At 43.6% G+C, this 12507-nt stretch carries 12 protein-coding genes; 9 read left to right on the top strand and 3 right to left on the bottom strand.

What is annotated here, in order from left to right; all coding sequences use genetic code 11:
• Positions 1 to 53 precede the first annotated feature (53 nt).
• Together nrdB and yfaE are read left to right on the top strand one after the other, a co-directional pair.
• Complete coding sequence (gene nrdB, locus CWO27_RS11190) at positions 54 to 1187, top strand: class Ia ribonucleoside-diphosphate reductase subunit beta (protein ID WP_048664730.1); 1134 nt, start codon at positions 54 to 56, stop codon at positions 1185 to 1187.
• Positions 1187 to 1465 carry a class I ribonucleotide reductase maintenance protein YfaE gene (gene yfaE / locus CWO27_RS11185; protein ID WP_048664729.1) on the top strand — a complete coding sequence of 93 codons (279 nt, stop codon included), beginning with the start codon at positions 1187 to 1189 and terminating at the stop codon, positions 1463 to 1465. Before nrdB ends, yfaE begins: the two co-directional genes overlap by 1 nt.
• Positions 1466 to 1590: 125 nt before the next feature.
• On the opposite strand, the gene napF is transcribed toward yfaE, so the two are convergent.
• Complete coding sequence (gene napF, locus CWO27_RS11180) at positions 1591 to 2106, bottom strand: ferredoxin-type protein NapF (RefSeq protein ID WP_102431256.1); 516 nt, start codon at positions 2104 to 2106, stop codon at positions 1591 to 1593.
• Positions 2106 to 2672: a molecular chaperone TorD family protein gene (locus CWO27_RS11175; RefSeq protein ID WP_107898966.1), complete on the bottom strand. Its 567-nt coding sequence runs from the start codon at positions 2670 to 2672 to the stop codon at positions 2106 to 2108. The genes napF and CWO27_RS11175 overlap by 1 nt, the downstream gene beginning before the upstream one ends.
• 199 nt (positions 2673 to 2871) lie before the next feature.
• On the opposite strand from CWO27_RS11175, the gene CWO27_RS11170 reads away from it, so the two are divergent.
• The 3 genes from CWO27_RS11170 to CWO27_RS11160 are packed head-to-tail and all read left to right on the top strand — an operon-like array spanning position 2872 to position 6789.
• Entirely contained in the window at positions 2872 to 5310 is a 2439-nt protein-coding gene (locus CWO27_RS11170) for a DmsA/YnfE/YnfF family dimethyl sulfoxide reductase (RefSeq protein WP_102478573.1), read from the top strand.
• Positions 5311 to 5321: 11 nt separating this feature from the next.
• The gene (locus tag CWO27_RS11165) at positions 5322 to 5942 is read left to right on the top strand and encodes a DMSO/selenate family reductase complex B subunit (protein WP_004733360.1); all 621 of its coding nucleotides are present in this window, start codon (positions 5322 to 5324) and stop codon (positions 5940 to 5942) included.
• A 1-nt stretch (position 5943) separates the two neighbouring features.
• Positions 5944 to 6789: a dimethyl sulfoxide reductase anchor subunit family protein gene (locus CWO27_RS11160; RefSeq protein WP_107898965.1), complete on the top strand. Its 846-nt coding sequence runs from the start codon at positions 5944 to 5946 to the stop codon at positions 6787 to 6789.
• A 161-nt stretch (positions 6790 to 6950) separates the two neighbouring features.
• On the opposite strand, the gene CWO27_RS11155 is transcribed toward CWO27_RS11160, so the two are convergent.
• Positions 6951 to 8189, bottom strand: a complete 1239-nt coding sequence (locus CWO27_RS11155; protein ID WP_102432888.1) for a CinA family nicotinamide mononucleotide deamidase-related protein — start codon at positions 8187 to 8189, stop codon at positions 6951 to 6953.
• A gap of 210 nt (positions 8190 to 8399) precedes the next feature.
• Here CWO27_RS11155 and CWO27_RS11150 point away from each other — a divergent pair, with 210 nt between their 5' ends.
• The 4 genes from CWO27_RS11150 (at position 8400) to CWO27_RS11135 (ending at position 12449) form a co-directional block, all read left to right on the top strand.
• On the top strand, positions 8400 to 9308 hold the full coding sequence (locus CWO27_RS11150; protein ID WP_102432889.1) for a DUF3943 domain-containing protein: 909 nt from the start codon (positions 8400 to 8402) through the stop codon (positions 9306 to 9308).
• Between the two features lie 254 nt (positions 9309 to 9562).
• On the top strand, positions 9563 to 10075 hold the full coding sequence (locus tag CWO27_RS11145; protein ID WP_019820630.1) for a glycine cleavage system protein R: 513 nt from the start codon (positions 9563 to 9565) through the stop codon (positions 10073 to 10075).
• Positions 10076 to 10266: 191 nt separating this feature from the next.
• The gene (locus tag CWO27_RS11140) at positions 10267 to 11907 is read left to right on the top strand and encodes a DUF1566 domain-containing protein (RefSeq protein WP_107898964.1); all 1641 of its coding nucleotides are present in this window, start codon (positions 10267 to 10269) and stop codon (positions 11905 to 11907) included.
• Positions 11907 to 12449 (top strand): Lcl C-terminal domain-containing protein, encoded by a 543-nt coding sequence (locus CWO27_RS11135; RefSeq protein WP_107898963.1) that lies wholly within the window; start codon positions 11907 to 11909, stop codon positions 12447 to 12449. The genes CWO27_RS11140 and CWO27_RS11135 overlap by 1 nt, the downstream gene beginning before the upstream one ends.
• The last annotated feature ends 58 nt before the right edge of the window (positions 12450 to 12507 follow it).

Below are 12507 nucleotides of genomic sequence, written 5' to 3'. Positions count from 1 at the left end.
AAGCATTAACAGGGTCCGTTTTATTATGGGTCTTTAAAGGATTTGAGGCATTTATGGCTTACAGTACTTTTTCTCAGCAAAAAAATGACCAACTAAAAGAACCAATGTTCTTGGGTCAGTCGGTAAACGTTGCACGTTACGACCAACAAAAATTCGAAATCTTCGAAAAGCTTATCGAGAAGCAGCTTTCTTTCTTCTGGCGACCAGAAGAAGTAGACGTGTCTAGCGACCGTATCGACTACAACAAGCTTCCTGAGCATGAAAAGCACATCTTCATCTCTAACTTGAAGTACCAAACGCTTCTAGATTCTATCCAAGGTCGCAGCCCTAACGTTGCCCTACTTCCATTGGTATCACTACCTGAAGTAGAAACTTGGATTGAGACATGGTCTTTCTCAGAAACGATTCACTCTCGTTCTTACACGCACATCATTCGTAACATCGTGAATGATCCAGGCGTAGTATTCGACGACATCGTTGAAAACGAAGAGATCCTGAAGCGTGCTAAAGACATCGCTTTCTACTACGACGACCTAATCAAGCTGACGGCTGACTACCACCGCTACGGTGAAGGCAACCACAGCATCAACGGCGAAGACGTTAAGATTTCACTTCACGATCTGAAGAAGAAACTTTACCTATGTCTAATGTCTGTAAACGCACTAGAAGCGATTCGTTTCTACGTAAGTTTCGCATGTTCATTTGCATTCGCTGAGCGTGAGCTAATGGAAGGTAACGCGAAGATCATCAAGCTAATCGCTCGTGATGAAGCACTTCACCTTACTGGTACGCAGCACATGATCAACTTGTTACGCAACGGTCAAGATGATTTCGAATTCATGCAGATCGCTGAAGAGTGTAAACAAGAATGTTTCGACCTATTCAAAGAAGCGGCTGAGCAAGAAAAAGAGTGGGCAGAGTACCTATTCAAAGACGGCTCTATGATTGGTCTGAATAAAGACATTCTTTGCCAATACGTTGAGTACATTACCAATATTCGTATGCAGGCTGTTGGTCTAGGTACCGCTTACCCAGAAGCAACATCGAACCCAATTCCATGGATTAACGCTTGGTTGTCTTCAGACAACGTGCAAGTTGCTCCACAAGAAGCAGAAATCAGTTCTTACCTAGTTGGTCAGATCGACAACGAAGTAAAAGCTGACGACTTTGAAGGATTTGAGCTGTAATGCCAACAATCAAAATCAACAAGCTGACTTCAATTGAATCTAACCCTTCAAACACTCTGTTGGAATCAATGGAACAAGCTGGGTTAGAGCCAGAATACAACTGCCGAGATGGCCACTGTGGCGCTTGCCGCTGCACGTTGGATTCTGGTGAGGTCGAGTACGTTGGTTTTGCTATGGCTTACACGCAAGGTAATGAAATATTGCCTTGTATCTGTAAAGCAAAGACTGAGCTATCGCTGAGTAACGTTATTCATAGAAGCAAGCAAAAACGCGCATAAGCCAACTGGCTTTAAGTCACCTTGTTCGAATATCGTCAATAAGAATTAAAAAGGGTCCGCTTCCTTTAGGAATGCGGACCCTTTTTCTATTCGTGTCTTAAGTTCTCAACCACCTAACCAAACGTTTATTGCTGAGTCAGGTTTAGAGTCACCGAGCCAATATAACAAGCGCTTCGGCACTCTCCACAACCATTACACTTATCTTTATCCACTGTAGGCAACTCTCCTACTTCGATGTGTAGCGCACCTGCTGAACACGCAGTTTGGCATGCTGAGCAATCCATTTGCATGTAATTGTTACAGGTATCGGCAAAGCTTGGCTTGAGGTCGATATAAGGTGTGACCGTTGGATGAAGTGCGCCAGTCGTACACACTTCAGTGCATTTGTTACACATAGAACAACTATTGTAATCCAAATTCAGCAGTGCACTTCCCTCTAACATCTCAATAACGCTATTCGGACACGCTTGCTCACACAGCCCACAACCTTCGCAAAGACGCTCAAACAGCACCTCATCAACCGCTCTTGGCGGTCTTGAATGCAAGCGCTGTGAGATCTCTTCGTAATTCGCGGCTGCTTTAACCGGTTTAGAAAGTCGAGTTAAGAAACCGCGTCTATTTGAATTTATTTGTTCAGACATTAGTCGATATATAACTTTTTAGTAGCAACGTTTAAATTATATTCAGATGTTAAATACTTAAACCAATCTATTACATCACTTGATAGCTGCTTATAAAATGATAAATCTGATGCTGTATTTAATTTATCCAAATAAACAGAAGACCAAGGTAATAAATGACACTCAAGTAATTCATTAGCTGAATTGATATTATTATTTTCTAACAAATATGCATGGGCGAATAGCATTAAACCAAACTGATCCTCTGGCTCTCTTAATCCAGTGTCTAACTCAATTTGATTCAATTCTAAGAATTGGCGATATTCCACAGTCGACGCGCCGAATACAACACGGTCTTTATCTAGGTATACAGAGCCCCAAGGTGGAGCTGGCATGTCTCCAACGCCTTCAAACAAGCGACTAAATTCCGCAGACAAGGCGATTTCCTGCTCACTTCTCAGTGCCAGCAGACATTCTTCTGATAGAACTTCACTCTCAACCAAGGCTTCGACAATGGTTAACAACTGTTCTTTATTTATCGCTTTATAAAATAGCGAACCCAACAGTTTGTGCGTATCGATAATCATTATTATTTATACCGTAATAGGTTTTAAAGATAATTATATTAATTAAACCATTCCATTCTTTGATCTAATTTATACATTCAATTCATAAGATTTAAATTTCATACTTATTTGATACCTATCAATCAATATTTAAATATTAAAAGACAAAAACAAAACTACCTATAAAGTGCTATACATCAATAACAATAGGCATCTTAGAATGACGAATAAGAAAGAATCTGGGGTAATGAACCTTACTCGAAGAGGCTTCATGAAAGCTTCTTCTGCGGTAGGTAGTGCAGCCGCACTCGCGGGCGGTATCGCTTTACCTTTCAAATCCAAACCAGTAGCGGCTGCAGTTGCTGAGAATGTGGATGAGAAAATCGTATGGAGTGCATGTACTGTAAACTGTGGCTCTCGCTGCCCTTTACGTATGCATGTACAAAACGGTGAAATCAAATACGTAGAAACAGACAACACAGGTACTGACGAATATGGTCATCACCAAGTTCGTGCGTGTCTACGTGGTCGCTCTATGCGCCGCCGTGTTTACAACCCAGATCGCCTGAAATACCCAATGAAACGTGTTGGTAAACGTGGTGAAGGCAAATTTAAACGCATTAGCTGGGAAGAGGCTTATGATGAAGTCGCTGGTACTATGCAACGCCTTATCAAAGACTACGGTAACGACACTATCTACCTAAACTATGGTACAGGCACCCTTGGCGGTACGGTTACTAAATCTTGGCCACCAGCACAAACGCTGATTGCTCGTCTAATGAACCTAAGTGGTGGTTACCTAAACCATTACGGTGACTACTCAACAGCGCAAATCGCGAAAGGCTTGAGCTACACCTACGGTGGTTGGGCAAACAACAACTCTTTCTCTGACCTAGAGAACACAAAGCTTAATATCCAATTTGGTAACAACCCTGCTGAGACTCGTATGTCTGGCGGCGGTCTGATCCACCACTACGTAGAAAGCAAAAACAAATCGAACGCAAGAACGATCATCATCGACCCTCGCTACACCGATACTGCAGGTGGTCGTGAAGATCAATGGATTCCAATTCGTCCTTCAACTGATGCTGCATTGGTAGCAGGTCTTGCACACGTGATGATCACTGAAGACCTTGTCGACCAACCGTTCCTAGACAAATACTGCGTAGGTTACGACGAGAAGACTCTGCCTGCATCAGCGCCTAAAAACAGCGACTACAAATCTTACATCTTAGGTTTAGGTGAAGATGGCGTAGAGAAGACACCTGAATGGGCCTCTAAGATCACAGGCATTCCAGTTGATACTATCGTTAAGCTTGGCCGTGAAATGGGCACAGCAAAACCATGTGCAATCCACCAAGGTTGGGGCCTACAACGTACAGCGAACGGTGAACTAGCTTGTCGTGCAATCTCGATGCTGTCGCTACTCACTGGTTCTGTGGGTGTATCAGGTGGTTCAACAGGTGCTCGTGAAAGTGACATCAACATTCCGTTTGTTCGCTTCCCTACTGTGCCAAACCCAGTTGAAACGTCAATTTCAATGTTCATGTGGACAGATGCGATTTACCGTCACCATGAAATGACCGACATCACTGATGGTGTTCGCGGTGCAGAGCGCCTTAAAAACCCAATCAAGATGATCTGGAACTATGCAGGTAACTGCATCATCAACCAACACTCAGACATCAACAAGACTCACGCGATTCTTCAAGATGAAAGTGCGTGTGAAATGATTGTCGTGGTTGATAACCATATGACTTCTTCTGCGAAATACGCCGATATCATCCTGCCAGACTTAACGACGTCAGAGCAAGACGACTGGTGTATGGATGGTAAAGCATCGAACATGCCTTACTTCATCTACGCGCAAAAAGCGATCGAGCCTCAGTTCGAAGCGAAATCTATCTACGAGATGTGTTCTCAACTGGCGAAACGCATGGGCGTAGAAAAAGAATTCACAGAAGGCCGTACTCAAGAGCAATGGATTGAGCATCTTTACGCTGAAACTCGTAAGAACGATCCAACACTGCCAACCTTCGAAGAGATGAAAGAGCTGGGTATCTACAAACGTAGCTATGACCACCACTACATCGCTTACGAAGATTTCCGCAAAGATCCTGAAGCGAATCCACTGACCACACCAAGTGGCAAGATCGAGATCTACTCAGAGCAACTGGCTGATATCGCGAAGACTTGGAAATTGAAAGAAGACGAAGTGATTCACCCTCTTCCGATTTACGCCGATTCTTTTGAAGGCCACAACGACCCACTAGCAGAGAAGTACCCACTTCAGCTAACTGGTTTCCACTATAAGGCTCGTACTCACTCGACTTACGGCAACGTTGCAGAAATCAAAGCAGCAGCACCGCAAGAGTTGTGGATCAACCCAATTGATGCGAAAGAACGTGGTATCGAAAACGGCGACATGGTGAGTATTTTCAACGACCGTGGCGAAGTACACATTCCAGCGAAAGTGACACCAAGGATCCTTCCTCGAGTTGTCGCGCTAGGCGAAGGTGCATGGTACGCACCAGATGGTCAGAAGATCGACCATGCAGGCTCTATCAACGTGCTGACCACTCAGCGCCCGAGCCCACTTGCTAAGGGTAACCCTCAGCATACAAACCTAGTTCAAATCAAAGCGCTAAAGAAAGCATAAGGTAGGTTGGAATGAAACAATACGGCTTTTACATTGATTCAAGTAAATGCACGGGTTGTAAAACCTGTCAGCTTGCTTGTAAAGATTATAACGATCTCGACATCAAAACGAACTACCGTCGCGTATACGAATACGCAGGTGGTGGCTTCACTCAAGATGGCGATACCTGGGTTCAGAAAGATGTTTTCTCTTACTACCTGTCTATCGCTTGTAACCACTGTACTAACCCTGCGTGTGTGAAAGTGTGTCCTTCGGGTGCAATGCACAAACGTGATGAAGACGGCTTGGTTGTGGTTGACGAAAGTGTGTGTATTGGTTGTCAGCACTGTAGCAATGCGTGTCCTTACGGCGCACCACAATACAATGCTAAGAAAGGTCACATGACCAAGTGCGATGGTTGCTACCAACGTGTTTCAGAAGGCAAACAGCCTATCTGTGTTGAGTCTTGCCCACTTCGTGCATTGGAGTTTGGTGAAATCAATACGCTTCGCGAGAAGTACGGCTCTGGTGCAGATGTGGCGCCACTGCCATCTTCAACCGAAACACTGCCAAACATCGTGATTAAGCTGAACAAAAACGCGAAGCCTACTGGCGATACCAGTGGTCACCTAGCAAACCCGAAGGAGGTGTAAGATGATTTTTCATGAGTGGTCTTTAATCTTCTTTACGGTGCTGGCGCAAACTGCGGTTGGTGGTTACTTACTGATTGGTGCTCGTGCACTGGTACTTGGTCACGATGAAGAGAAACTAAACAGCTATAAGGTTCCAATGTTCATTCTGTGGGCATTCATGGGTCTTGGCTTCATGTTCTCGACAACGCACCTGGGTTCTCCACTGCGCGCGTTTAATGCCTTTAACCAACTAGGCTCGGCTTGGTTGTCTAACGAAGTGTTCTTCGGTGCGGCATTCTTCGCAGTAGGCGGCCTGCAATGGCTATTGTCTGTGGTTAAGAAAGGTGGCGTAGCTATCCAAAAAGCACTGGTGGTCGGCGCTATGGTGCTGGGTGTTATCTTCATGTACGCGATGATCAACGTATACATGATCAATACAGTACCGACATGGGACAACATCTACACACCACTAAGCTTCATCATGACGATGGTTGTGGGTGGCTTGCTGCTGTCTCAGCTCGTGATTGTGTTCGCAAACGACAGCCGCTTTACGGTTGACCGTAACATCACCATGCTGGCTGTTATCGCAGTTGCTATCAGCTTGCTTGCAACAGTAGGAAAACTGAACCTAATCGGTGAGATCCAAACTTCAGCAGCAAAAGCGTCTGAGTTAGTCGATGGTTTAGGTAGCTATGTGATTCTTCAAGTGGCACTGCTAATGGCAAGCTTGTTGATTTGGATTCTACCTATGCTGAACAAAGCAAAAGTGAACCCAGTGAACCTTGGCTTAGCACTAGTATTGTTCTTGGCTTCAGAGTTAATCGGCCGTGGTTTGTTCTACAGCTTACATATGACAAGCGGTTTGTAATCAAGTTCTTACAGACATGAGTTACGTGTAAAAGTCGCTGCTTGTTTAGTTATCTAGAAGGCTAGATAAACAAAAGGCCCAACACCTATTTAGATGTTGGGCCTTTTTATTGCGTTTTTTCTAGCGTTTTTAGTACAGACTTTGCGATTTCGCTTACATAGTTACTTAATGATAGCCGCTGGAATAAACATGTCTTTCAATCGCTTAACCGAAGAGTAAGTACCAAACATCGGTTTGTTGTCTAGATGCCTTCTCAGCATATCGGCGGCAACGGTCTTAATCACGTTGCGTTGGTCTTCACGCGAGTACTGACGATAAAACTCAAGTACCTGCCCCCACTCGCCTGCTTCAGTCGACAATGCAACGCTGAATGTGTTGCCTTCTAACTTACCAGTCACCAAAGCCAATTCGGTTTCGCACTTCTCTCTTGTTGCGCCAGCCAGAGCAAAGGTGGCGGCTAATGGATCGCTCTTTTCAAGCTCACTCTCTTTGGGTTCAGCCATCACCCAAGAATGCCCAAAGCAATCTTCAAGCTGCTCATTCGATTGTAGCCAAGCTGAAAGCGCACCTTTGGTCGACACTTCAGATACAGACAAGGTTTTCTTTCTCTCTGCCATGATATGCCCAATATGGTCAATCATCGGCTCATCAACGCTGACTACGTTACTCTCTAGCAGCTTGTACACCATTTGCAGAAGCTTAACGCGAGTTTCTAAGTCTGCCTTAGGACCAAACAGTTTGACCTCAATGAAAGGCAAATAAGAGCGATAACCCAACTCATAACCTTCTGGCAGCTTAAGCTGGTCTAACACATCCGAGATACCCGATTCAGACAAACCAAACGTAAACAGTCGACTGCATTCAGAGGCAACCACTTGAGGGTAGGTACGCGACAAGTCAGGAAGAATCTCAAACGTCACCATACGTTTGAACTCACTCGGTACACCCGGCGTGAAATAGAAAGTCGCATCGTTGATTTTCAGCTTGAAGCCACATGCAGTACCGACAGGGTTATCGACAATCTCAGAGCTTGCTGGCAACAAGGCTTGCTTAAGGTTGCTGTCAGGCATCGGCATACCGCGTCCTGAGAACATCTCTTCCATACGAGCCAGCCATTCAGGGAACATGACGAGTTTCTGCTCTGAAGCAGTTGCAGCGGCGGCTGCACTCATATCATCGGTTGTCGGCCCTAGACCACCATTAACGATAACCACATCATAGTTAAAGCTCAGCATCAGCAGTTCTTCAACAAGAGCATTCATTTGATCACCCACAGTTGAGCGCTTAGCAAGAGCAAAACCATGCTGATAAAACTCACCAGACATCCAAGCTGCGTTTGTATCTACAATGTCTCCATGAAGAACTTCTTCACCTGTACTTAACATTGCGATTTTCGTCATATTTCTATCCCTTGTTGTCATAAAAAGACACTGCATTATTTACAAACTGGTCTATGGTTGAATTTGGAGCAATCCGCCTTTTCACTAATATTAATAATGTTAAACCTAAGGTTTTCTTAGGAAAAGCTATAAATTATTAGTTCCCTAAATCAGGCATTTAATAGATAATTGTGACCCTGATCAATTCCAAACTTTCTCATGGAGACCCTTGTGGCCAAATCACCGTTACTAGCAAAGGTTACTGCTGCATTTACAATGCTAATGTCAGTTAACTCGGTTGCAAGCCAATACGACTTCGACCAGCCAATCAACCTTTCTTATTCGGATGAATGTGCTCAAGATTACTGTGTTAATGATAGCTTGTACACCTACAAGCCTAGTACCAATTACGCACTGAGCGAATCAAGTGATGAGTACGACTTCTCAATCCAACAACCAAAACACCTGTTGGTGAGTCAGGAGAAGGATTGGGATTACCTAATGGGTCAAACCTACACCATTCTTGGCCTGAGTGTCGCGACGGTGGGTTTGATGACTCTCCTACCTGAAAGTATCACTAAGTGGGATGATGACCAACGTGACATCAGCTCATTAGGTAAAAAGTGGAAAGATAACGTGTCTGATGGCCCAGTATGGGACCGTGACGAACACTTCCTAAACTACGTAATGCACCCATATTTTGGTGGTGTTTACTACACTGCAGCTCGACACGCAGGTTACGATGAGTTTGAGTCTTTCTTATACTCTTGGACTATGTCGACGTTCTTCTGGGAATACGGCGTAGAAGCGTTTGCTGAAGTACCTTCATGGCAAGACCTCTTTATCACTCCTTTCTTTGGTGCTGTTGTCGGTGAAATGATGCTAGAAGCAGAGCAAGACATCGTTGCTTCAGGTGGCGAAGTGATGGGATCTCAAACTATGGGTGATGTGTCTCTATTCTTCCTAAACCCTGTTGGTCACATCCACTACTGGGTAAGTGATGCATGGGGCGGTGACGCAGAAGTTAATCTGAATACTAACCCTTGGTGGGATAACCAAGACGCAGCACGATTCGCCTATGATGCTGGGGCACGATACGATTCTCAATTTGTTGGTATGAACTTTAAAGTAACGTTCTAAGTCAGCTTTCAGTCTCTAAGTTTTAAGTTACTGCATTCCCAATAAAAACGACAACTCATCCCAAAAGCGGCTCTCTAGCCGCTTTTTTTTGTGCCCTACTCTTCATTCTCTTTTTTTGCATCACAGCTTAGTTTCAAAAATTGACGTAGGTCAAACATTGTTCGATGTAACCTTCTACACTGAAATTAAAGAACTTTATCGCGTGATATCAAACATTTAATTCGCAACAAATCATTGAAACTTTGGGGGCTGATATGAACAGTACATTTATCGTAAACTTTATCGGAAAAGCATCACCAACAACAATCAAACAGCTTGCTGCGGTTACTCACGAAAACGACGGAAAATGGCTCATCAGTAAAGTGAACTTTATTGAAGACCAAGTCGCAGGCGTACTCAAGGTTCAACTTCCAGCCATCAACGAATCGATTGTTAAAGAGGCTTTCAGCGCCAATCCAGATCTCATCGTACAATTTGTCGATTCAGATCATACGCATAATGTCCAAGACACAATCCATCACCTAAGACTCGATTCTAACGACCGAGCAGGTATCGTCAATGAAGTGACACATGTATTAGATAGACAAGGGATCAGTATTCTAGACATGGACTGTCACCGAGTCTTCATTGCAGGCGGCGGTGGTGTAAGCTCAAGCCTATTCACTTCAAAAATAGCGGTTAAGCTGCCAATCGAAGTTCAAATCGATGATGTAGTTAATGAACTCGAAACACTCAGTGAAGACACTCGTGTGATGATTGAAAGCTAATTTAACTTACCTCCTGACGATACCTTGATCGTTGGGAGGTCACCTAATAAATAAGACCTCTCTTACATTACTTACAAAAAAAAACCATCAAAACACCTAAAATACATAGCGACAGCATATGAAATTAAGCATTTATATAATTTTTTTGATACGATAGATATCTTATATAATTTAGTAGCTTAGGTTCACACATGGAAAGAAAAAGGTCGAGTTGGCAGCTCAATGTCATCTCAGCAATCCTTCTTACGACACTGTTTAGCGGTTGCAAAAGTGGTCATGAAAATAACGATAGTGGAACAACGACTACGGGAACAACTTCAAGTACGTCATCTTCTCCTATTACGCTTAGCATCCCAAGTAGTGTCTCATTTTCTGAACCACAATCAGGGTCGAAAACAGAATCCATTACCGTTTCTCTTTCCGAAGCATTAGCTCAAGAACTCACCTTAACTATCTTAACTAGTGACGTGACAACTCACTCTAATGGCACCTTCAAAAACTACGATGCTATATCAAGTCAAAACGTCAAAATTGCGGCAGGTGTAACCAGCGCAGCTCTACCACTAAACCTTATACACAATAATCTGTATGAGGGCAGTAAAACACTTCATTACTCTATTAGCGCAGATAACAGTACAAATTACACTCTTTCAAACGAACGAACTGTAGTAACCATTGATGATAGCGATACTCAACCAACAGTTAGTTTTAGTAACGACTTAAGTACCGTTGTAGAAGGTGACAGCATTATTCAACAAGCTGTTTTGAGTCATTACACATCTCAAGATGTAACACTTACCTTAACTCAAACTGGTATTGCCGCGCCTGAGGACTTTACTGTTGATATATCAGAGTTAACTCTTAAATTGCCAGCAGAAACCCTATCAACAAATATCACTTTTTCTGCTCGTGATGATAGCTTCGATGAAGGTGGCGAATCGGTAATCTACACGATAGCTTCCGTTGGTAACGCGACTATCGATTCGAGTAAAAACACTCTCGCGTTCTATATTCCGGGGCAGAAAAGTTTTAATGATACTGGGTATGTCACTTATTTTGATGGAACAGACTACGACAGCGTCACTCCTCCAGTATCACATCCAAATCAAGATGCCGATTTTGGTTTAGATGTCACAAATGGAAGTGAACATTCGGATGGGGGATATGGCTTCCGCTACACCAAACTAGATGCTCACGGGAACCCTCTAATACCTAGCTCTACTGATTGGCGCTGTGTTAAAGATGAGCATACCGGATTATATATTGAAGCAAAACAAGATCCGATAGCACTGCCGAGTCAGTCCGCGGTCGATACCTGGGTTAAGAACCATAAAGACAACCCTGATGCCCACCCTTATCCATGGGACAGTCAATCAAGCTCATGGCGAAGCGCTTCGTACACATATACTTGGCACGACTCTGATAATACAACCAATGGTGGCTATGCCGGAGCACGCAATGATCTATTGTACAGCGCCGGCCCGATCTCTTCTCAATGTGCATACATTAACGATGGTTCAGGAAGTAACTACTGTAATACAAGTAGTTATATTAGTAGTCTAAACAGTCGCTCTATTTGCGGTATTACAGATTGGCGCTTACCTTCACCTGTTGAAGCTCGTTCATTTATCAACTTCAATGTCGGCACTGCACCAGTAGGAGCCATTGATTTCTTTCCTAATCTTGGAGACCGACTCTTCACGCACTCTAGCTCTGTTAAACAAGATGGTAGTGCTAGATGTATCGACTCTCAAAATGGAGAGCTTGAGCTTTGTAATAAAAACATCGCAGGCTCAACAGGAATTGTGGCTGTAAGTGGAGGTATTGAGTAATGAAACTAAAACTATGCTTAGGTGTAATTGCCTCTCTGTTAAGTGCAAATGCCATCGCGCAAACCTGCGTGCAAACTCAAACTCCCTCTCACCAAGACGGGCAATTTATTGACCGTAAAGATGGGACATTACTCGACGTAACGACTAATTTGCTTTGGTCAAAATGCAACCTAGGCGAAATCTACAATCAATCCAATGACACATGTGATGGTACCGCGATTAAATATCAAAATTGGCAGGATGCACTTATCGCAACTGAAGATTCGAATCTGACCACTATCGCAGGTCAGGTTGGTTTTAGGTTGCCTAATATCAAAGAGTTAAGTTCAATCGTTGACTATAGCTGTACTAGACCAGCAATCAACCTGACACACTTCCCGACTACAACCAACGAACCATATTGGACTAATACTCCTGACGCTCATAAAATCAACAGTGACTATGATGGTTTAATTATTGATTTTGAAGAAGCTTTAGAAGTCATTACAGACCCAGATGATATTCCATATCCTCTTGTTCGCTTAGTGAAAACATTTAATTAGGTTTATCACTGTACAGAACAAAAGAGCAGATCATCGGCTGCTCTTTTGTTCTAATGCA

Origin of the sequence: Vibrio sp. 10N.286.51.C3 (assembly GCF_003050065.1) — a bacterium.
Lineage (GTDB): Bacteria > Pseudomonadota > Gammaproteobacteria > Enterobacterales > Vibrionaceae > Vibrio > Vibrio crassostreae.
The sequence above is the reverse complement of the archived record's forward strand: the minus strand, read 5'-3'. Positions and strand labels throughout refer to the sequence as shown.

Coding starts and splice junctions, on each gene's coding strand:
- CWO27_RS11170 (WP_102478573.1), top strand. CDS start 2,872: ATGACGAATAAGAAAGAATCTGGGGTAATGAACCTTACTCGAAGAGGC.
- CWO27_RS11145 (WP_019820630.1), top strand. CDS start 9,563: ATGAACAGTACATTTATCGTAAACTTTATCGGAAAAGCATCACCAACA.
- CWO27_RS11175 (WP_107898966.1), bottom strand. CDS start 2,672: ATGATTATCGATACGCACAAACTGTTGGGTTCGCTATTTTATAAAGCG.
- nrdB (WP_048664730.1), top strand. CDS start 54: ATGGCTTACAGTACTTTTTCTCAGCAAAAAAATGACCAACTAAAAGAA.
- CWO27_RS11135 (WP_107898963.1), top strand. CDS start 11,907: ATGAAACTAAAACTATGCTTAGGTGTAATTGCCTCTCTGTTAAGTGCA.
- yfaE (WP_048664729.1), top strand. CDS start 1,187: ATGCCAACAATCAAAATCAACAAGCTGACTTCAATTGAATCTAACCCT.
- CWO27_RS11165 (WP_004733360.1), top strand. CDS start 5,322: ATGAAACAATACGGCTTTTACATTGATTCAAGTAAATGCACGGGTTGT.
- CWO27_RS11160 (WP_107898965.1), top strand. CDS start 5,944: ATGATTTTTCATGAGTGGTCTTTAATCTTCTTTACGGTGCTGGCGCAA.
- CWO27_RS11155 (WP_102432888.1), bottom strand. CDS start 8,189: ATGACGAAAATCGCAATGTTAAGTACAGGTGAAGAAGTTCTTCATGGA.
- napF (WP_102431256.1), bottom strand. CDS start 2,106: ATGTCTGAACAAATAAATTCAAATAGACGCGGTTTCTTAACTCGACTT.
- CWO27_RS11140 (WP_107898964.1), top strand. CDS start 10,267: ATGGAAAGAAAAAGGTCGAGTTGGCAGCTCAATGTCATCTCAGCAATC.